We start from the raw sequence: 20650 nt of genomic DNA, 5'->3' as shown, positions 1-20650 counted from the left end.
CGTGTCCCGGCACCGCCGTGACACCGCACGGGGATCACAGGGACCAATGACCTTTCCACAGCAACGCAACGGGGACGCCGACGGCGTCCGCCCGCAGACCCTGGCCGCCCGCGCGGCCAGCCGGGTCTGGGCCGACATCCGTCCGCTCGACCCGGTCCGCTCGATCAAGGGCAAACTGGCCCTGCTGGTGATCGTCTCCGTGTTCCTGGCCACCGGGATGGTGGTGGTGGCGATCCGGTCCGAGACCCAGATCCGGATCATCATGGTCTTCTCCATGATCGCCTCGCTGCTCTTCATGCAGTTCCTCGCGCACGGGCTGACCGCCCCGCTGCGCGAGATGACGGCCGCCGCCCGCGCGATGGCCTCCGGCGACTACAGCCGCCGGGTCGAGGTGAGCTCGCGCGACGAGATCGGCGAGCTGGCGGCCGCGTTCAACGCCATGGCCGCCGACCTCCAGGCCGCCGACCGGCACCGCCGCGAGCTGGTCGCCAACGTCTCGCACGAGCTGCGCACGCCGATCGCCGCGCTGCGGGCCGTGCTGGAGAACGTGGTGGACGGCGTCGTGCAGCCCAACCCGGCGACGCTGGGGGCCGCGCTGGAGCAGACCGAACGGCTCGGCCGACTGGTCACCCACCTGCTGGACCTCTCCAAGATCGACGACGGGGTGGTCGACCTGGACGCCCGCCCGTTCGAGGTCCGGGAGTTCCTGGACGGCGTGCTGCGCGGGGTCACCGTGGACGGCGCGACGGCCGGCGGGGCGTTCTCCCGGCGCGGCGACGTCCGGCTGGCCCTGGAGGTCAGCCCGACCGGCCTGACCGCCGTGGCGGATCCGGAACGGCTGCACCAGGTGGTCGCCAACCTGGTCGACAACGCCTGCAAGCACTCGCCGCCCGGCGGCACCGTCACGGTGCGCGCCCGGCCCGACGGCGAGGACGGCGGCCTGCTGCTGGAGGTCCAGGACGAGGGCCCGGGCATCCCGCTCGCGGACCGCGGCCGGGTCTTCGAGCGCTTCAGCCGCAGCGGCACCGCGACCGCCGCCGGACCGGGCTCGGACGGCGGCACCGGCCTGGGCCTGGCGATCGCCCGCTGGGCGGTGGACCTGCACGGCGGGCGGATCGCGGTGGCGGAGTCGCCGAGCGGCTGCCGGATCGAGGTCCGGCTGCCCGGGCAGTGCTGAGCGGCCGGGACATTTGTCACAGATCCGACACAGACGCACACGAAGATCACCGGGGGATCCGAGCGACTGTTTGTCCGTATTTGCCCTGGATTATGGGGTGATCGGTCCCGACCGGTTCCCCTCAGATACGGCTTTCTAACGCACTTTTTCAGCCAAAGTGCAGGTCAGGACTGTGATCTGGGCGACGCCTGGGGCCCGGGGCCTGCGCGATCACTGGTCAGGGGCGTAGCCTTAATCCCCGCTGTCCAAACATCCCAAAAGGAAGCGGAAGAGGGCGGTTGCCGCCGTGTCGCCACAACCTGAAACCCCCAGCTCGGCAAGCTCCACTGGCTTTGGCCCCAATGAGTGGCTCGTCGATGAGATCTACCAGCAGTACCTCCAGGACCCGAACTCGGTCGACCGAGCCTGGTGGGACTTTTTCGCCGACTACAAGCCCGGTACCGAGGTGACCCCAGTGACCCAGGCCGCGACCCAGGCCGGCCCCACGCCGACCCCTGCCGCTGCCCCCGCGCCCGCCGCTGCTGCTCCGGCCGCGCCCGCCGCCCCGGCCGCGCCGGCCCCGGCTGCCGCCCCGCTCGCCGCCGCACCGGCCGCGCCCCCGGCCCCCAAGGCCGCCGCCCCGGCCGCGCCCGCCGCAGCCGCTGCGGCCGGCCCCGAGCTGGTCCAGCTGCGCGGCCCGGCGAAGGCCGTCGCCACCAACATGGACGCCTCGCTGGAGGTGCCGACCGCGACCTCGGTCCGCGCCGTCCCGGCGAAGCTGTTGATCGACAACCGCATCGTCATCAACAACCACCTGCAGCGCGCCCGTGGCGGCAAGGTCTCCTTCACCCACCTGATCGGTTACGCCCTGGTCCAGGCCATCAAGGCCGCCCCGGGCATGAACCACAGCTACAAGGTGGAGGACGGCAAGGCCTTCCTGGTCAAGCCGGAGCACGTCAACCTCGGCCTGGCGATCGACCTGGTCAAGCCGAACGGCGACCGCCAGCTCGTCGTCGCGGCCATCAAGAAGGCCGAGACCCTCGACTTCTTCGGCTTCTGGCAGGCCTACGAGGACATCGTCCGCCGGGCCCGCGCCAACAAGCTGACCATGGACGACTTCACCGGCGTCACGGTCTCGCTGACCAACCCCGGCGGCATCGGCACCGTGCACTCCGTGCCGCGCCTGATGCAGAACCAGGGCACCATCGTCGGCGTCGGCGCCATGGAGTACCCGGCCGAGTTCCAGGGCTCCGCCCCGGAGACCCTGTCCCGCCTGGGCGTCTCCAAGATCATGACGCTGACCTCGACCTACGACCACCGCGTCATCCAGGGCGCGGCGTCCGGCGAGTTCCTGCGCGAGATCCACCGCCTGCTGCTCGGCGAGAACGGCTTCTACGACGAGATCTTCGAGTCGCTGCGGATCCCGTACGAGCCGGTCCGCTGGGCGACCGACGTCGCCACCACCCACGACGACGAGGTCAACAAGACCGCGCGCGTCATGGAGCTGATCCACTCCTACCGGGTCCGCGGCCACCTCATGGCCGACACCGACCCGCTGGAGTACAAGCAGCGCAAGCACCCCGACCTGGACGTCACCACCCACGGCCTCACCCTGTGGGACCTGGAGCGCGAGTTCGCGGTCGGCGGCTTCGGCGGCCAGAAGATGATGAAGCTCCGCGACATCCTCGGCCTGCTGCGCAACACCTACTGCCGCACCGTCGGCATCGAGTACATGCACATCCAGGACCCGAAGCAGCGCAAGTGGCTGCAGGAGCGCCTGGAGAAGCCGTACGCGAAGCCCGAGCGCGAGGAGCAGCTGCGCATCCTGCGCCGGCTGAACTCGGCCGAGGCCTTCGAGACCTTCCTGCAGACCAAGTACGTCGGCCAGAAGCGCTTCTCGCTGGAGGGCGGTGAGTCGCTGATCGCCCTGCTGGACGCGACCATCGACTCCGCCGCCGAGCAGCGCCTGGACGAGGCCGTCATCGGCATGGCCCACCGCGGCCGGCTGAACGTGCTCGCCAACATCGTCGGCAAGCCGTACGGCAAGATCTTCGGCGAGTTCGAGGGCAACCTCGACCCGAAGTCGATGCACGGCTCCGGCGACGTCAAGTACCACCTGGGCTCCGAGGGCACCTTCACCGGCCTGGACGGCGAGACCATCAAGGTCTCGCTCGCCGCGAACCCGTCCCACCTGGAGACGGTCGACCCGGTCGTCGAGGGCATCGCCCGCGCCAAGCAGGACATCCTGGACCAGGGCGGCACCACCTTCCCGGTGCTGCCGATCCAGATCCACGGCGACGCGGCCTTCGCCGGCCAGGGCGTCGTCGCGGAGACCCTGAACATGTCGCAGCTGCGCGGCTACCGCACCGGCGGCACCGTGCACATCGTGGTGAACAACCAGGTCGGCTTCACCGCCGCCCCGGCGTCCTCGCGCTCCTCGATGTACTGCACCGACGTGGCCCGCATGATCGAGGCCCCGATCTTCCACGTGAACGGCGACGACCCGGAGGCCGTGGTCCGCGTCGCGCGGCTCGCCTTCGAGTTCCGCCAGGCGTTCCACAAGGACGTCGTGATCGACCTCATCTGCTACCGCCGCCGCGGTCACAACGAGGCCGACAACCCGTCGTTCACCCAGCCGCTGATGTACGACCTGATCGACAAGAAGCGCTCGGTGCGCAAGCTGTACACCGAGGGCCTGATCGGTCGCGGCGACATCACCATGGAAGAGGCGGAGCAGGCGCTCCAGGACTTCCAGGGCCAGCTGGAGAAGGTCTTCGCCGAGGTCCGCGACGCGGCCCAGGCGCCGGCCGACGCCACCGCCGGCAAGCCGGTCGCCGACTTCCCGGTCTCCATCCAGACCGGCATCTCCCAGGAGATGGTCAAGCGGATCGCCGCCTCGCAGGTCAACCTGCCGGACTGGCTGACCGTCCACCCGCGCCTGCTGCCGCAGCTGCAGCGCCGCGCCGCCTCGGTCGAGGACAACACCATCGACTGGGCGATGGGCGAGACCCTCGCCATCGGCTCGCTGCTCATGGAGGGCCACCCGGTCCGCCTGGCCGGCCAGGACAGCCGCCGCGGCACCTTCGGCCAGCGGCACGCCGTCCTGATCGACCGCAAGACCGGCGAGGACTACACCCCGCTGCAGTACCTCACCGAGGACCAGGCCCGCTACACCGTCTACGACAGCCTGCTGTCGGAGTACGCGGCCATGGGCTTCGAGTACGGCTACTCGCTGACCCGCCCGAACGCGCTGGTCATGTGGGAGGCGCAGTTCGGCGACTTCGTCAACGGCGCGCAGACCATGGTGGACGAGTACATCGCCTCCGCCGAGCAGAAGTGGGGCCAGCACTCCGGCGTCACCCTGCTGCTGCCGCACGGCTACGAGGGCCAGGGCCCGGACCACTCGTCCGCCCGCCCGGAGCGCTTCCTCCAGCTGTGCGCGCAGAACAACATGACGGTCGCGGCGCCGACCCTGCCGTCGAACTACTTCCACCTGCTGCGCTGGCAGGCGCACAACCCGCACCACAAGCCGCTGGTCGTCTTCACCCCGAAGTCGATGCTGCGTCTGAAGGCCGCGGCGAGTGCGGCCGAGGAGTTCCTGTCCGGCTCGTTCCGCCCGGTCATCGGCGACACCACCGTCGACCCGGCGCAGGTCCGCAAGGTGGTCATCACCTCCGGCAAGTTCTACTACGACCTGGCGGCGGCCCGCACCGAGCGCGGCGTCACCGACACCGCGATCGTCCGGGTCGAGCGGCTCTACCCGCTGCCGGTGGCCGAGCTCCAGGAGGAGCTGGCCCGCTACGGCGACAACGTCCAGTTCGTCTGGGCGCAGGAGGAGCCGGCCAACCAGGGTGCCTGGCCGTTCATCGCGATGAACCTGGTCGACCACCTCCAGGTCGTCATCGGCCGCAGCGGCGGCGACGCCCGTCTGCGCCGGGTCGCCCGCACCGCGGCCTCGTCGCCCGCCGTCGGCTCGGCCAAGCGGCACGCCGCCGAGCAGCAGGCGCTGATCGAGGAGGTCTTCTCGCTCTGACGAGCCGAGGACCCGCAGCAGCACCGACGCCCGCGGCCTCCGCCCCCTCTTCCGGGGGCGGAGGCCGCGGGCGTTCCCGTCCCACCCGTACCGCCCCGGCGGCCGACCGGCCCGGACTATCCTGACCAGGTCAATTCCCAGCGGACCGGAGCGAACCCGTGTACTTCACCGACCGAGGCATCGAGGAGCTGGCGAACCGGCGCGGCGAGGAGGAGGTCACCTTCGAGTGGCTGGCCGAGCGCCTGCGCGAGTTCGTCGACCTCAACCCGGACTTCGAGATCCCGGTCGAGCGGCTGGCCACCTGGCTGGCCCGGCTCGACGACGAGGACGACGAGTGACGTCCCGACGCACGGACGTGCTGACGTGCTGAGGCGCTGACCTCGTGACCGCCGCAGGGCCCGGAGGGCAACCGCCCTCCGGGCCCTGCGCGTGTCCCCGTAGGGGTGGCCTCGGGGTCGGGTCCGGGGCGGGATCGGGGCGGAACCGCTTGCTTTTCCCGGCACGCGATATATCGTCTTTAGCAGAGAACGCGATACATCGCGATCCGCTACGGGAGGCGGCAGAGATGAGCCAGTGGACGATCGAGGGGCCCGGCAGGACCACCTTCGAGGACGAGGTCCGCGCGCTGCACGTGCGCGTCATCGACGGCACGGTGAACGTGGTCGCGGCCGAGGGGCCGGCCCGCCTGGAGGTCACCGACCTCAAGGGCGACCCGCTGCACGTCACCCTCGTGGACGGCGTCCTGACCGCCACCTACAAGGACATCAACAGCTGGGGCGAGTTCGGCGACTGGATCAAGTCGGTCGGCTCGGTCCGCACCTTCTTCGACTCCTTCAAGCGCAAGCGCTCCGTCGACATCACCCTGACCGTGCCGGCCGGCACCGAGGTCAAGGTCGGCGCGGTGTCCGCGCACTCCACGGTCAGCGGCATCGACGGGCGCGTCTCGGTGCAGAGCGCCAGCGGCGGCACCACCCTGGCCGGGGTCACCGGCCGGATCGACGCCGCCACCGTCACCGGCGACGTGGAGGCGCAGGCCGTCGGCGGCCGGCTCAAGGTCAACACCGTCTCCGGGCAGCTCACCGTGATCGCCGGCACCGCCGACCGGATCCAGGCCAACACCGTCACCGGTGCCGTCACCCTCGACCTCGACGTGGCCGGCGAGACCGACATCAAGGTCAACACGGTCAGCGGCGCGGTCGTGGTCCGGATCCCCTCGCTGGCCGACGCCACCGTCGAGGCCGGCTCCACCAGCGGCGACGTCTCCAGCACCTTCGACGAGCTGACCATGAACAGCACCTGGGGCGCCAAGAAGATCTCCGGCCAGCTCGGCGACGGCCGGGGTAGCCTCCACGTCACCACCGTCTCCGGCGCGGTCACCGTGCTGCGCCGCCCCGAGCCGGAGGACGACACCCCGGCGGTGGTCCGGGAGCTCCCGGCCGCCCCGTCCGACGCTCCCACCGGCCCCGACCTCACCAAGGAGGCCTGAAATGACCCCCGTGTTCGGCCACGGCCGGCTCCGGCTCTACCTGCTGAAGTTGCTGGACGAGTCCCCGCGGCACGGCTACGAGGTGATCCGCCTGCTCGAGGAGCGCTTCCAGGGCCTCTACGCACCCTCCGCCGGCACGGTCTACCCGCGGCTGGCGAAGCTGGAGCAGGAGGGCCTGGTCAGCCACAGCACCGAGGGCGGCCGCAAGGTCTACCGGCTGACCGACGCCGGGCGCGCCGAACTGGAGGCCCGCCAGGTCGAGTTGGACGAACTCGAGCTGGAGATCCACGACTCCGTGGCCCAACTCGCCGGGGCGATCCGGGAGGACGTCCGGGACAGCGCCAAGGACCTCCGCGAGGAGCTCTGGCAGGCCGCCAAGCAGGCTCCCCGGCCGGAGGGCCCCGGAGCGGGCGGCGACCCGTGGGCCGGGCCCTGGGGCGACAACGAGTCCTGGCAGCGCGCCAAGGAGGAGTTCACCCAGTTCAAGCAGCAGGCCAAGGAACAGGCCAAGCGCGCCCGGGAGCAGGAGCGGGCCGCCAAGGCCAAGGCGAAGGCCGCCGAGGAGGAGGCCCGTCGGCTCCGGGAGCAGGCCAAGGCCTCCCGCACCGCCGCCCAGCAGGAGGCGCTGCGGATCAAGCGCCGGGTCGAGCAGCAGGTGCGCGAGCACGCCGCGAAGGGCGACTGGCCGACCGGGCTGGCCGAGGGCCTGTCCGAACTGACCAAGGGCCTGGCCGGGTTGGCCGACGCGGCCCGCTGGGGCCACCCCACGGACGAGTCCGCCGAGCAGTCCGACCGGTCCGAGCGGGTCACGGCGACCCGGATCGACCTGGACAAGGACAAGGCCGGCCAGGCCGGGGACGCCGAGCAGACCGCCCCCGCCGACCTGCCACCGTGGGCGCGCACCGATCCGGCCGGGGACCCGGCCCGCGAACTGGACCGGCTGCTCGACCGCTTCCGCGACCAGGTCCGCGACGCGGCCCGGGACGGCGGCGTCGGCGCCGACCAACTGGCCGAGGCCCGCTCGGTCCTGGGCACGGCCGGTGAGCGGCTGAAGCGGCTGCTCGGCTGACCGCCCGCCGCCCGCCGCCCGCCGCCCCCTGCGAGGGCCCGGTGTCTCCGATCCGACGGAGGCGCCGGGCCGTCGCACGTCAGGGGTTGAGCACGATCTTGCCGAAGACCTCACCCTTGGCGAGCCGGGCGAAGCCCTCCCGGGCCTCGGACAGCGGCAGCACCGCATCGATCACCGGACGGACGCCGGTGTTGGCGCACAGCGCCAGCAGTCCGGCCAGCTCCTCCTTGGTGCCCATGGTCGAGCCGACCACCTTGAGCTCCAGGAAGAAGATCCGGTTCAGCTCGGTGGCACTCGGGTTCGGTCCGGAGGTGGCCCCGGAGATGACGAGGGTGCCGCCCGGACGCAGCGCCTTCACCGAGTGCGACCAGGTCGCGGCGCCGACCGTCTCCATCACCGCGTCCACCCGCTCGGGCAGCCGGGCGCCGCTCTCGAAGGCCGCGTCCGCCCCGAGCCCGACCGCCCGGCGGCGCTTGGCCTCGTCCCGGCCGGTGACCCAGACCCGCAGGCCGGCGGCCTTGCCGAGGACGACCAGCGCGGTCGCCACCCCACCGCCCGCCCCCTGCACCAGCACCGTGTCACCGGGCCTGACCCCGCCCTTGGTGAACAGCATCCGGTACGCCGTCAGCCAGGCCGTCGGCAGGCAGGCGGCCTCCTCGAAGCTCAGCCCGGCGGGCTTGGGCAGCAGGTTCCAGGTGGGCACGGCCACCTGCTGGGCGAAGGTGCCCTGGTAGCGCTCGGTCAGGATGGACGGGCGCTCGGTCGGGCCCACCCCGTGGCCGGTCTGGCCGACCACCGAGTGGACGACCACCTCGTTGCCGTCCTGGTCGACGCCGGCCGCGTCGCAGCCGAGGATCATCGGCAGCCGCTCGGCGGGCAGGCCGACACCGCGCAGCGACCACAGGTCGTGATGGTTGAGGCTGGCGGCCCGGACCGTGACCACGCTCCAGCCGGGACGGGCCTGCGGCTCGGGGAGTTCGCCCAACTCCAGTGCGCCGAGCGGATCGTCGGCGTCGATACGGGCGGCATAGGCAGCAAACATGCCCCGGACACTAGCCGGGGCGACCGGGGCCGGGAACCGCGCGAGGATGTGACGCGCGTCCCGGCACCCGTTTTATTTCCCCCGCTCGCCGCCGGGCGCTCGGACCCACTGCCGACGGTCGTCGCTCCGGCGCTCGTGCCTCGCTGGTCGCTCCTCCCTTTCGGCAGTGGCGCGCCCTTTGGCTCGCGGGGGGGGGAGGTGGTGTGTCGGGGTTCCGGACCGTCAGATCCGGGCGACGCCCTCGGCCCTGGCGGCCTCGGCCACCGCCTTGGTGACCGCCGGGGCCACCCGCTCGTCGAACGGGGAGGGGATGACCTTGTGCGGCGTCAGCTCGTCGGCCACCACACCGGCCAGCGCCTTGGCGGCGGCCAGCTTCATGCCCTCGGTGATCCGGGACGCCCGCACCTGGAGGGCGCCGGCGAAGATCCCCGGGAAGGCCAGCACGTTGTTGATCTGGTTCGGGAAGTCGCTGCGCCCGGTGGCGACGACCGCCGCGTACTTGTGCGCCACCTCGGGGTGGATCTCCGGGTTGGGGTTGGCCATCGCGAACACGAACGCGCCCTCGGCCATGGTCGCCACGACCTCCTCCGGCACGGTGCCGCCGGAGACGCCGATGAACACGTCCGCGCCGGCCAGCGCGTCGGCCAGGGTGCCCTTGAGGCCGGTGCGGTTGGTCAGCCCGGCGATCTCGGCCTTGACGTCGGTCAGGTCCTCGCGGCCCTGGTGGACGACGCCCTTGCGGTCGCAGACGGCCACGTCGCCGATGCCCGCCGCCAGCAGCATCTTGGCGATGGCGATGCCGGCCGCGCCGGCGCCGGAGATGACGGCACGCAGCGAGCCGATCTCCCGGCCGGTCACCTTCGCCGCGTTCCACAGGGCCGCGGTGGTGACGATCGCGGTGCCGTGCTGGTCGTCGTGGAAGACCGGGATGTCCAGGGCCTCCTGGAGCCGCCGCTCGATCTCGAAGCAGCGCGGGGCGGAGATGTCCTCCAGGTTGACGCCGCCGAAGGAGGGGGCCAGCCGGACCACCGTCTCGACGATCTCGTCCACCTCGGTGCAGGCGAGCGCGATCGGCACCGCGTCCACCCCGCCGAACTGCTTGAACAGGATGGCCTTGCCCTCCATCACCGGGAGCGAGGCCTCCGGGCCGATGTCACCCAGGCCGAGCACCGCGGTGCCGTCGGTGACCACCGCGACGGTGTTGGACTTCCAGGTGTAGTCGTTGACCAGCTCCGGCTGCTCGGCGATGGCCGTGCAGACCCGCGCGACACCGGGGGTGTAGGCGAGGGACAGGTCGTCCGCGTCGCGCACCGGCACGGTCGCCCGGATCTCCATCTTGCCGCCGCGGTGGAGCGCGAAAACGGCGTCGACCGGATCGACGGTGTCCTGGGTGCTGCTGATGATCTCCGCTGCCACGATGACCTCTTCGTCATTGATCTGGCGAGGTGCGCGGCCGACGGACGGGGCGCCCCGACCGGAAATCCGGAACACCGGGTACGCCGCAGCGGACCCGGGGGCGGGGCGGGGGCGCTGCCGTCGGGTGGCGCCCTCGGATGAGGGTTTTTATGGGGTCTGGTGTTGTCCGCGTTGTGCTACCGGGCCGAGCGTAGGTCGGACGAAGGCATCGCACCTATGCCTTTTCGTCCTCGTCACGCACCGTTCATCGCCGTGCTGTCGCGTCTGCTGGGGCCCGGTGTCGGAAGCACCTGGCTCCGGCGGCGGCAACGGCGTGGCGGCACGCGCACCCGCGGGAGTGAACGCAGACCGGTAGGGGAATCGGCGCTCCGGATACGGAGCCACGTGATGACTTCCGTTCCCGAGCACCCCGAGCCTGTCGGGGCTCGTCGGCCTGGTTCGAGCATTCGGGGGTCACCCGGTACCGGAATTCTGACACACCCGCCGCCGGGCCCGGCAGGGCGGGATGGCAGGATCGTCTGTCCGCCATTCCGCGTACCCGAGTGCGTCACCGCGCCGACCGCGGTCCGCCCCCAGGAGCAGCCCTCATGCCTCACCTCCCCCCTGCCCGTCGTCCGGTCTCCGCCGCAGCCGCCCTGGCGGTCGCCGGAGCCCTGTTGCTGACCGGATGCGGCGGTGGCGGGCAGGCCGCCGCGAGCGATCCGGTCAAGGACCTCCGGGCCAAGCTGCCGAAGGCCCAGCGCGCGGCCGGGGTGCTGCGGATCGGCATGGACGTGAACTACCCGCCGGTGGAGTTCCGCGGGCCGGACGGCAAGCCGACCGGCCTCGACCCGGACCTCGCCGCCGCCCTGGGGCGGATCCTCGACGTGCGGGTCGAGTTCGTGGACACCCCGTTCGACAAGCTGGTGCCGAACCTCCAGGGCAAGCAGTTCGACGTGGCGATGTCCGCGCTCAGCGACGTCCGCCAGCGCCGTGAGGGCCTGGACGGGGACGGCAAGCAGGTCAACCCGGGCGTGGACTTCGTGGACTACTTCATCGCCGGGACCTCGATCGTCGTCCCGAAGGGCAACCCCAAGGGGATCCGGACCCTGGACGACCTGTGCGGCCGGACGGTCGCCTTCCAGCAGGGCACCACCCAGGACGGCATCGCCACCCGGCAGGTGGCCGTCTGCGCCCGCACCGGCCGCCAGCTGACCGTGCACCGCTTCGACACCGACGCCAAGGCGCTGGCCGAGGTCGCCGCCGGCACCGCGGCGGCCGGCCTGAACGACTTCCCGGTGGCCGCCTACGCGGCGAAGACCACCGACGGCGGCGCCCGGTTCGAGGTGACCGGCGCCCAGTCCACCTCCAACCCGTACGGGATCGCGGTGCGCAAGGAGGACACCGAGCTGCGCGACACCCTGTCCCGGGCGGTGGACCAGCTGATCCGCAGCGGCGAGTACGACAAGATCCTCGCCACCTGGAACGTGGGCGCCGGCGCGGCGCAGAACGCGGTGGTCAACGGCGGCATCTGAACCCGCCCGGCGGCGCGGGGCCCCGCCCGGGGCCCCGCCCGTCCCGGCGGGCCTTCCGGCGGAGTACAGGCAGATCTGCATACTTATACGCAGGGTGACAGGGACACGCGATCTGTCCGAATAGCGGACAGCATGAGCCCTCGTTATCCGATTTTGATCTGGATGAGGGCCATCTGACCGTCGTCAGATGGCAGGATTCCCCCCAACTCGGATCGAGCCGACCACCGGTCGAGGCGGTTCCAGGTCGACGTCCACCTCGGCGGAGGGTGGCGCACGCAGTACCGGCACCACCCCGGGCGGCCCCCTGCGCCCGGTCACTGCACCACCCGGCAACGCCCGTACGACGACGTACAGCGACATAACCATCCGTACGGCTCCGTACGGCCAGCTGACCCGGTGCGCCGCTCCCGCGGCGCGCTCCGCCCGATTTCTCTCCCCAGGAGGAGATCCCCCTCATGAGCGTCCGTACCCAGCGCACCCGCCTCTTCGCGGCCGGCGTGGCCACCGTCTCCGTGTCCCTCGCGCTGACCGGCTGTAGCAGCAGCAAGAGCGACACCGGCAGCGGTGCCCCCAACGCCTCCGCGACCGTCAACACGGTCAAGGCCGACGACAAGCTGGCCGCCCTCGTCCCCGCCGACATCAAGTCGGCCGGGAAGCTCCTGGTCGGCGCGGACGCCTCCTACGCACCGGACGAGTTCAAGGACGACAGCGGCAAGGTCATCGGCATGGACGTCGACCTCGCCGAGGCGATCGCCGCCAAGCTCGGGCTCAAGGCCGAGGTGCAGGACTCCGGCTTCACCGCGATCATCCCCGGCATCCAGTCGAACAAGTTCCAGCTCGGCATGTCGTCCTTCACGGACAACAAGGAGCGCGAGCAGGTCGTCGACATGGTGACCTACTTCAACTCCGGCAGCGCCATCGCGGTCAAGAAGGGCAACCCCGGCAAGGTCGACCCGAAGGACCTCTGCGGCAAGAAGGTCGCCGTCCAGACCGGCACCACCCAGGCCGACGAGATCAAGGACACCCGCAACCCGGACTGCACCAAGGCCGGCAAGCCGGGCATCCCGAACGAGGGCGACAAGTTCGACCTCCAGACGGACGTCACCAACGCCGTGGTCTCCGGTCGCGACGACGCCATGATGGCGGACTCCCAGGTCGTCGACTACGCGATCAAGCAGTCCGGCGGTCAGCTGGAGAAGCTCGGCGACACCTACGGCGTGGCCCCCTACGGCGTCGCCCTGGCCAAGGGTTCCAAGCTCACCCCGGCGATCCAGGGTGCCGTCCAGTCGCTGATCGACGACGGCACCTACAAGCAGATCCTCACCAAGTGGGGCGTCGAGGCCGGCGCCCTCACCACGTCGACCGTCAACGGCGCCGTCAGCTGACCCCTCGTACGCTTCTCTCCCCCGAGGCCACACCGTGAACTCTCTGGACAAGGGGACGGCGGAGAAGGGGCGGCCCGACATCATCAAGGCCGTCCCGGTCCGCCACCCCGGACGCTGGGTGGGCGCCGTCGTCATCGCCCTGCTCGCGGCGATGCTGCTGAGCGCCCTCTTCACCAACCCCGCTTTCAAGTGGGACATCGTCGGGCAGTACCTGTTCCACGACAGCATCATGCACGGGCTGCTCGTGACCCTGGAGCTGACCGCCCTCTCCATGCTCATGGGCGTGGTCGGCGGCATCGTCCTCGCGGTGATGCGGCTGTCCCCGAACCCGCTGCTGGCCGGCACCGCCTGGGTCTACATCTGGGTCTTCCGCGGCACCCCGGTGCTGGTGCAGCTGGTGTTCTGGAACTTCCTCGGCCTGATCTGGGCCAAGCTGTCGATCGGCGTCCCGTGGGGTCCGGAGTTCTGGTCCGGCGAGACCAACGTCCTGATCCCGACCTTCGTCGCCGCCCTGCTGGGCCTCGGCCTGAACGAGGCCGCCTACATGGCGGAGATCGTCCGCGGCGGCATCCAGTCGGTCGACGAGGGCCAGACCGAGGCCGCCCACGCGCTCGGCATGAGCCGGTTCCAGACCATGCGGCGGATCGTCCTGCCGCAAGCCATGCGGGTGATCATCCCGCCGACCGGCAACGAGACCATCTCGATGCTGAAGACCACCTCGCTGGTCTCGGTGATCTCCCTGGAGGAGATCTTCCGGGCCGGCCAGGTCATCTACTCCCGGAACTACCAGAACATCCCGCTGCTGATCGTGGTCAGCCTCTGGTACCTGTTCTTCACCTCGGTGCTGACCATCGGTCAGTACTACATCGAGCGCCACTACGCCCGAGGCTCCAACCGCACCCTCCCGCCCACCCCGCTGCAGCGACTGCGGGGCCTGTTCGCCGGGAAGCCCGCCCCGAAGACCACCGCAGACGTCGTCCCGGGACTCGAGGGAGGTGGTCACGTATGACCGATCCGAGCAAGACCCCCACCGCGGCCACCGCCGCCGACCGGCCGATGGTCCGGGCCGAGAACGTGCACAAGTCCTACGGCCCGGTCGAGGTGCTCAAGGGCATCGACCTGGAGGTCCGGCAGGGCGAGGTGTTCTGCCTCATCGGCCCGTCCGGCTCCGGCAAGTCGACCTTCCTGCGGTGCATCAACCACCTGGAGAAGATCAACGGCGGCCGCCTCTGGGTGGACGGCGAACTGGTCGGCTACCGGCAGAAGGGCGACAAGCTCCACGAGCTCAAGGACCGCGAGGTCGCCCTGAAGCGGCAGGACATCGGCATGGTGTTCCAGCGCTTCAACCTGTTCCCGCACATGACCGCCATGGAGAACGTCATGGAGGCGCCCGTCCAGGTCAAGGGCGAGAGCAAGGCCGAGGCCCGGGAGCGCGGCATGGTCCTGCTGGAGCGGGTCGGGCTCGCCGACAAGGCGCGGAACTACCCCTCGCAGCTCTCCGGCGGCCAGCAGCAGCGCGTCGCGATCGCCCGCGCGCTGGCCATGAAGCCCAAGCTGATGCTCTTCGACGAGCCCACCTCGGCGCTCGACCCGGAGCTGGTCGGCGACGTCCTGGACGTCATGCGCGGCCTCGCCGAGGAGGGCATGACGATGGTGGTGGTCACCCACGAGATGGGCTTCGCCCGCGAGGTCGGCGACGCGTTGGTGTTCATGGACGGCGGCGTGGTGGTCGAGTCCGGCAACCCCCGCGAGGTCCTCACCGACCCCCAGCACGAGCGCACCAGGGCCTTCCTCTCCAAGGTCCTCTGAGCCCGTACGACCGGTGCCCGGCAGGCGGTTTCCTGCCGGGCACCGCCGTTTCCCCCGCCAGGTAATAGGCTGGAGGCAGACAGCCCGTTACCGAACCCTCTGGAAGGACCGCCGTGGAGCTCGCCTCGTACGCCGATCTCGCCGTTCGGCTAGTGAACACCGAGGAGCCCGAGCGCGGCACCGACACGCTGGCCTCGGTGGACGCGGTGCGCGCCCTGTTCTCCGACTCCGCGCGGGCCGCCGCCCTCTCCGAGGAGTCCGACGTGCCCCGGCTGCGGGCGGTGCGGACCAGGCTGCGCGGGGTGTTCGAGGCCGCCGCCGAGGGGGACGAGATCCGGGCCGTCGACCTGCTGAACAGCCTGCTGATCGAGTACCCGGTCAGCCCGCAGGTCTCCGGCCACGACTACCTGGACGACGCCGGGCGGCCGCGCTGGCACCTCCACCTGGCCGACAACTCCCCCACCGCGACGGCCCACTTCAGCGCCGTCGCCTGCATGGGCCTGGCCGTCCACCTCACCGAGCTGGGCGCCGACCGGCTCGGCATCTGCCAGGCCGCGCCCTGCCGCAACGCCTACCTGGACACCTCGACCAACCGCTCCCGCCGCTACTGCTCGGACCGCTGCGCGACCCGCGCCAACGTCGCCGCGTACCGGGCCCGCAAGCGGCAGGAGGCCGAGGCGGCGCTCAGCGCGGGCAGCCACCCGGGGACCACCGGGGACTGAGGCCGGTCCGGCCGAGGCCCCGGACGGCCCGCACGCCCTGCACGACCTGGACCGCCCGGACGTCCTCCGGACGTCCTCTAGACGTCCTCGACGAACACCCCGAGCCGGCGGGCCAGCCCCGGCACCCGGGCCAGCCCGGACCCGAGCAGCAGCCGCTCCAGCCCGCGGCCCGGCGCCAGCCAGGCCGGGCTCGGGCGCAGCCGCAGCAGCACCCGGCCGAGCACCAGGTCGTCCGGGACCGGGCCGTAACTGCGGCTGTCGCTGTCCACCGGGCGGTTGTCCGACAGCAGCCACCAGCCCTTCGGGCGGCGCTCGGCGGCGCGCTTCACCACCAGCAGGTCCTGCTGGAAGGGGTGCCGGAACAGCACCACCGCGCCGGGCCGGATCGGCGCGCCGTAGCGGACCAGCAGCTGGTCGCCCTCGCGCAGGGTCGGGACCATCGACGGGCCCGCCACGTCGACCAGTCCGAACGGCACCGGGCCGCCCCCCGCACCGCCGTTCGGCTCCGTGCTCCGCGCCACGACTCCTCCTCCCGGAACGGGACCGACCGCCCCCAGTCTGCCGTACGGACCCCCCTCCGTTCGATGCCCGGATTACCCCGGTTCCGGGTCCGTCTTTCGCCCTAGGCCCACCCTCCGACCGCGAAACCCCGAGGCCGGAAGGGTAGTCTCGGGCGCGGGAAGACGATCTAAGGAAGGACTCCCATGTTCTCTCGTCTGTTTGCACCGCGCGCCACCGCCCACGCCCACTGCGACCTGCCCTGCGGTGTCTACGACCCGGCGCAGGCCAAGCTGGAGGCCGAGTCGGTCAAGGCCACCCAGGAGAAGTACCAGGCCAACGAGGACCCGCACTTCCGCGCCCGCGCCATCATCATCAAGGAGCAGCGCGCCGAGGCCGTCAAGCACCACATCTCGGTGCTGTGGAGCGACTACTTCAAGGCCCCGCACTTCGAGAAGTACCCGCAGCTGCACCAGCTGATCAACGACACCCTGAAGGCCGCCTCGGCCGCCAAGGCGTCCACCGACCCGGCCACCGGCCAGGCCCTGCTGGACCTGATCGCCGAGGTCGACAAGATCTTCTGGGAGACCAAGCAGGCCTGAGCCTGACGCGTCGCCACCCGGCCGCCCCCGTCCGCACCGTGCGGACGGGGGCGGTCGTGCGTCCACGTGCGATCCGCCCCCGGTAAGGGTTGCCTGCCCTGAGCGGCTGTTATGCTGCCTGGGCGTCCGAGGGGGAAGTCCGGTGCGAATCCGGCGCTGACCCGCAACGGTGAGCGCGGTCCGAGCGACCGCGTCAGCCCGATCACCCTCGGCCGCTGGACTCCCGACAACTCGCCGTGGACCGCGAGGGGAAGGCGCCCGGGCCCGCCCCGGCCGGCGCCCGCCCCGGCACACCCGCGGCCCGAGGCAAGGCGCGACCGCCCGTGAGTGACCCCGTTCGCCGAATACCGACCGTCCCGCTCGCCGTCGGACTCGCCGTCGCCCTGCTGATCTCCCTGGTCTGCGGCGTCGCGTTCGGCGCCTCCGGGATCGAACTCCCCCACGTGCTACGGCTCCTGGGCGCGGGACTGACCGGCGGCCGGCTGGACGCGAGCGAGGCGGCGGCGTACGCGATCGTCTGGGAGCTCCGGCTGCCGCGCACCGTGCTGGCCGCCGTGGTCGGCGGCGGACTGGCCGCCACCGGGGTCGCCGTCCAGGCGCTGGTGCGCAACGCCCTCGCCGACCCCTTCGTGCTCGGCATCTCCTCCGGCGCGGCCGTCGGCGCCAACGCCGTCCTGCTGCTCGGCGCCTTCGCCTCGCTCGGGGTGTGGGCGATCTCCGTCTCCGCCTTCGGCTCCGCACTGCTCGCCATGGTGCTGGTCTACCTCACCGCCCGCACCGCGTACGGGCTCACCCCGCTGCGGCTGGTGCTCACCGGCACCGCGCTCTCCTACGGCTTCTCCGCCCTGACCACCCTGATGGTCTTCTCCTCGGACAACGCGGAGGCCGCCCGGGACGCCATGATGTGGCTGCTCGGCAGCCTCGGCGGCGCCACCTGGGGCAAGGTGCCGATCGCCGCCTGCGCCGTCCTGGCCGGGGTGGCCTACCTCGCCTGCGCCGCCGGGCGGTTGGACGCGCTCGCGATGGGCGACGAGACCTCCGCCTCGCTCGGCGTGGACCCGGAGCGGCTGCGCCGGGAGCTGTTCGTGGTGACCGCCGCCGTCACCGGCACCGTGGTCGCGGTCAGCGGGGCGATCGGCTTCGTCGGGCTGCTGATGCCGCACCTGGCCCGGATGCTGGTCGGCGCCGGACACCGCCGGGTGCTGGCGATCGCGCCGCTCGCCGGCGCGCTGCTGCTGGTCTGGGTGGACATCGCCTCGCGCACCCTGCTGGCGCCCGCCGAACTGCCCGTCGGGGTGTTCACCGCGGTGCTCGGGGTGCCCGCCTTCCTGCTGATGATGCGCCGCCGCGGCCAGGCCTTCGGGGGCCGGCGATGAGCGCCGCCGAGGACCTGAGCGTCGACGGCGTCTCGGTGGAGCTGGCCGGCACCCGGCTGGTCCACGAGGTGAGCCTGACGGCCGCGGCCGGCCAGGTGGTCGGGCTGATCGGCCCGAACGGCAGCGGCAAGTCGACCCTGCTGCGCTGCGTCTACCGGGTGCTGCGGCCGGCCGGCGGGGCGGTCCGGCTGGACGGCGAGGACCTGCACGCGCTCACCGCCCGCGAGTCGGCCCGCCGGGTGGCCGCGCTGACCCAGGAGCACTCCGCCGAGTTCGACTTCACGGTGGCCGAGGTGGTCGCGATGGGCCGGCTGCCGCACCGGCGCGGCCTGGGCGGCCCGACCGGGGCGGACCACGAGCGCTGCACCGCCGCGCTGCGCCGGGTCCGGGCCGAACACCTGGCCGGACGCGGCTTCCTGAACCTGTCCGGCGGCGAGAAGCAGCGGGTGCTGATCGCCCGCGCCCTCGTCCAGGAGCCGCGCCTGCTGGTGCTCGACGAGCCCACCAACCACCTGGACATCGCCCACCAGTTGGAGGTGCTGGCGATCGCCCGCGAGGCCGGGCCGACGGTGCTCACCGCGCTGCACGACCTCAACCTGGCCGCGGGCCACTGCGATCGGCTGTACGTGCTGGCGGCCGGCCGGATCGTCGCCTCCGGCACGCCCGCCGAGGTGCTCCGACCCGATCTGCTGGCGGAGGTGTTCGGGGTCCGGGCCACCCCGGTCCGGCACCCGGACACCGGTGCCCTCCAACTGCTGTTCGACCGCCTCCCCCGGCCGCTGCCCTGATCCCCCGCCCGACCCCTCCGCCCGTGCTCCCGAAGACCCCCGACCCGAAAGAAGTAGCGTGCGTACCAAGGCCGTTGCCACCGCCGCCCTGCTCACCCTCGGCCTGACCGGCTGCGGCGCCGAGATCGCCCCGAGCCGGGCCGGCGCCGCCTCCGCCCACTACCCGGTGACCGTGGAGAACTGCGGCGAGAAGCTCACCTTCGCGCAGAAGCCCGCCCGGGTGGTGACCAACGACGTCAACATCACCGAGCTGATGCTCTCGCTGGGCCTGGCCGACCGGATGGCCGGCTACGTGATGCCCGACGACAAGGGCCGGGTCGACAAGGTGGCCTGGAAGGACGGCTACCAGCAGACCACGTGGCTCTCCAAGAAGGTGCTCACCAAGGAGATCGCCCTGGACGCCAAGGCCGACCTGGTGTTCGCCGGCTGGCACTACGGCTTCGACGAGGGCAGCGGGGTCACCCCGCAGGCCTTCAAGGCGCTCGGCGTGGACTCCTACGTGCTCAGCGAGTCCTGCCGCAGCGGCAAGGGCTCCGAGCGCGGGGTGATGGACCCGCTGGACGCGCTCTACACCGACCTGGCCAACCTCGGCGAGATCTTCGACGTCAAGGACCGCGCCGACAAGCTGATCGCCGACTCCAGGGCCACCATCGCCGCCGTCCCGGCCGCCGACCGCCACCCGTCCGTCTTCCTGTACGACAGCGGGCAGGACAAGCCGTACACCGCGGGGAAGTTCGCGGCCGCGAACGAGATCATCGCCAAGGCGGGCGGCGGCAACATCATGGCCGACCTCGCGGACACCTGGGTCACCACCGGCTGGGAGAGCGTGGTGCAGCGCGACCCGGAGGTGATCGTGATCAACAACTACGCGACCCCGGGCGCCGAGGAGAAGCGGAGCTTCCTCAAGTCCTTCCCGCCGCTGGCGAACGTCTCGGCGGTGAAGAACGACCGGATCTTCGTCATGGACTACGTCGACCTGGTCGAGAGCCCGCGCAACCCGGCCGCGATCAGCTCGCTGGCCGACTACCTGCGCACCGTCCCGGCCCGCTGACGGCCCCCTTCCGGTCGGGCCGGAGCCGCACCCGTCGGGCGTACGCCCGACGTGCGAGCGGACCGGACCCGACCGGAGGAGCGGACCATGACCACCGTCCGGGCCTGGGACGGGAGCGGGCCCGCGCAGTAGGCTCGCGGCATGATCCGCACCGCCGTCGTCACCGACGTCCCCCTGATCCTGGCCATGATCCGTGAACTGGCGGAGTACGAGCAGGCCCCGCAGGAGGCGGTGGCCACCGAGGAGCAGCTGCGCGAGGCCCTGTTCGGCGCCGCCCCGGCGCTGTTCGGCCTGGTCGCGGAGGACGACGCCACCGGTGAACCGGTCGGTTTCGCGCTCTGGTTCCTCAACTTCTCGACCTGGCGCGGGACCCACGGGGTCTATCTGGAGGACCTGTACGTCCGCCCGGCGGCGCGCGGCGGCGGCCACGGCAAGGCGCTGCTGCTGGAGCTGGCCCGGATCGCCGTCGAGCGCGGCTACGCCCGGGTGGAGTGGTCGGTGCTGGACTGGAACCGGCCCTCGATCGACTTCTACAAGTCGCTCGGCGCGGTACCGATGGACGGCTGGACCGTCTACCGGCTCACCGACGGGGCACTCGCGGCCGCCGGGAGCCGTTGAACGGACGCACAACGGACGCACGGAGTAGGGGCAAAGCCCCTGCCACCCTGCGTCGCAATGCCTTACCATGAGTAACTCCCGCACC

At 71.7% G+C, this 20650-nt stretch carries 17 protein-coding genes, 1 pseudogene and 1 riboswitch; of the genes and pseudogenes, 15 read left to right on the top strand and 3 right to left on the bottom strand.

Annotated elements, in window-relative coordinates; genetic code table 11:
• Positions 1–46 precede the first annotated feature (46 nt).
• The 5 genes from AB0O91_RS08475 (at position 47) to AB0O91_RS08455 (ending at position 7744) form a co-directional block, all read left to right on the top strand.
• A complete protein-coding gene (locus tag AB0O91_RS08475; protein ID WP_363429287.1) occupies positions 47–1177 on the top strand; it encodes a HAMP domain-containing sensor histidine kinase in 1131 nt (376 codons plus the stop codon).
• 286 nt (positions 1178–1463) lie between these two features.
• Positions 1464–5189 (top strand): multifunctional oxoglutarate decarboxylase/oxoglutarate dehydrogenase thiamine pyrophosphate-binding subunit/dihydrolipoyllysine-residue succinyltransferase subunit, encoded by a 3726-nt coding sequence (locus tag AB0O91_RS08470; RefSeq protein WP_363429285.1) that lies wholly within the window; start codon positions 1464–1466, stop codon positions 5187–5189.
• A 158-nt stretch (positions 5190–5347) separates the two neighbouring features.
• A complete protein-coding gene (locus AB0O91_RS08465) occupies positions 5348–5527 on the top strand; it encodes a DUF6104 family protein (protein ID WP_360253909.1) in 180 nt (59 codons plus the stop codon).
• Between the two features lie 227 nt (positions 5528–5754).
• Entirely contained in the window at positions 5755–6675 is a 921-nt protein-coding gene (locus AB0O91_RS08460; RefSeq protein WP_363429282.1) for a DUF4097 family beta strand repeat-containing protein, read from the top strand.
• A gap of 1 nt (position 6676) precedes the next feature.
• Entirely contained in the window at positions 6677–7744 is a 1068-nt protein-coding gene (locus AB0O91_RS08455) for a PadR family transcriptional regulator (RefSeq protein ID WP_363429280.1), read from the top strand.
• A gap of 79 nt (positions 7745–7823) precedes the next feature.
• On the opposite strand, the gene AB0O91_RS08450 is transcribed toward AB0O91_RS08455, so the two are convergent.
• Together AB0O91_RS08450 and AB0O91_RS08445 are read right to left on the bottom strand one after the other, a co-directional pair.
• Positions 7824–8786, bottom strand: a complete 963-nt coding sequence (locus AB0O91_RS08450; RefSeq protein ID WP_363429278.1) for a zinc-binding dehydrogenase — start codon at positions 8784–8786, stop codon at positions 7824–7826.
• A 222-nt stretch (positions 8787–9008) separates the two neighbouring features.
• A pseudogene (locus tag AB0O91_RS08445) lies at positions 9009–10145 on the bottom strand (NADP-dependent malic enzyme); the annotation flags it as partial.
• A gap of 644 nt (positions 10146–10789) precedes the next feature.
• On the opposite strand from AB0O91_RS08445, the gene AB0O91_RS08440 reads away from it, so the two are divergent.
• The 5 genes from AB0O91_RS08440 to AB0O91_RS08420 all read left to right on the top strand — a co-directional run bounded on the left by AB0O91_RS08440 (position 10790) and on the right by AB0O91_RS08420 (position 15632).
• Positions 10790–11716 carry an ABC transporter substrate-binding protein gene (locus AB0O91_RS08440; RefSeq protein WP_363429276.1) on the top strand — a complete coding sequence of 309 codons (927 nt, stop codon included), beginning with the start codon at positions 10790–10792 and terminating at the stop codon, positions 11714–11716.
• 455 nt (positions 11717–12171) lie between these two features.
• Positions 12172–13101 (top strand): ABC transporter substrate-binding protein, encoded by a 930-nt coding sequence (locus AB0O91_RS08435; protein ID WP_363429274.1) that lies wholly within the window; start codon positions 12172–12174, stop codon positions 13099–13101.
• Positions 13102–13135: 34 nt separating this feature from the next.
• On the top strand, positions 13136–14110 hold the full coding sequence (locus AB0O91_RS08430) for an amino acid ABC transporter permease (protein WP_363429272.1): 975 nt from the start codon (positions 13136–13138) through the stop codon (positions 14108–14110).
• A 47-nt stretch (positions 14111–14157) separates the two neighbouring features.
• Entirely contained in the window at positions 14158–14910 is a 753-nt protein-coding gene (locus AB0O91_RS08425; protein ID WP_363429471.1) for an amino acid ABC transporter ATP-binding protein, read from the top strand.
• A gap of 113 nt (positions 14911–15023) precedes the next feature.
• On the top strand, positions 15024–15632 hold the full coding sequence (locus AB0O91_RS08420; protein ID WP_363429270.1) for a CGNR zinc finger domain-containing protein: 609 nt from the start codon (positions 15024–15026) through the stop codon (positions 15630–15632).
• Positions 15633–15709: 77 nt separating this feature from the next.
• Here AB0O91_RS08420 and sodX read toward each other — a convergent pair whose 3' ends face one another.
• The gene (gene sodX, locus AB0O91_RS08415; protein WP_363429268.1) at positions 15710–16153 is read right to left on the bottom strand and encodes a nickel-type superoxide dismutase maturation protease; all 444 of its coding nucleotides are present in this window, start codon (positions 16151–16153) and stop codon (positions 15710–15712) included.
• A gap of 183 nt (positions 16154–16336) precedes the next feature.
• On the opposite strand from sodX, the gene sodN reads away from it, so the two are divergent.
• From sodN to AB0O91_RS08390, 5 genes are all read left to right on the top strand, one after another.
• The gene (sodN, locus tag AB0O91_RS08410; protein ID WP_045699892.1) at positions 16337–16732 is read left to right on the top strand and encodes a superoxide dismutase, Ni; all 396 of its coding nucleotides are present in this window, start codon (positions 16337–16339) and stop codon (positions 16730–16732) included.
• A gap of 89 nt (positions 16733–16821) precedes the next feature.
• A riboswitch (cobalamin riboswitch) is annotated at positions 16822–16961 on the top strand.
• Between the two features lie 94 nt (positions 16962–17055).
• Positions 17056–18108: an iron ABC transporter permease gene (locus AB0O91_RS08405; RefSeq protein WP_363429266.1), complete on the top strand. Its 1053-nt coding sequence runs from the start codon at positions 17056–17058 to the stop codon at positions 18106–18108.
• Entirely contained in the window at positions 18105–18896 is a 792-nt protein-coding gene (locus tag AB0O91_RS08400; RefSeq protein ID WP_363429264.1) for an ABC transporter ATP-binding protein, read from the top strand. Before AB0O91_RS08405 ends, AB0O91_RS08400 begins: the two co-directional genes overlap by 4 nt.
• Before the next feature lie 58 nt (positions 18897–18954).
• Positions 18955–19947: an ABC transporter substrate-binding protein gene (locus tag AB0O91_RS08395; RefSeq protein WP_363429262.1), complete on the top strand. Its 993-nt coding sequence runs from the start codon at positions 18955–18957 to the stop codon at positions 19945–19947.
• A gap of 141 nt (positions 19948–20088) precedes the next feature.
• Positions 20089–20565 carry a GNAT family N-acetyltransferase gene (locus AB0O91_RS08390; RefSeq protein ID WP_363429260.1) on the top strand — a complete coding sequence of 159 codons (477 nt, stop codon included), beginning with the start codon at positions 20089–20091 and terminating at the stop codon, positions 20563–20565.
• Positions 20566–20650 lie beyond the last annotated feature (85 nt).

The organism is Kitasatospora sp. NPDC089797, assembly GCF_040684795.1.
Lineage (GTDB): Bacteria > Actinomycetota > Actinomycetes > Streptomycetales > Streptomycetaceae > Kitasatospora.
This window is presented reverse-complemented; position numbering and strand designations above follow the sequence as displayed.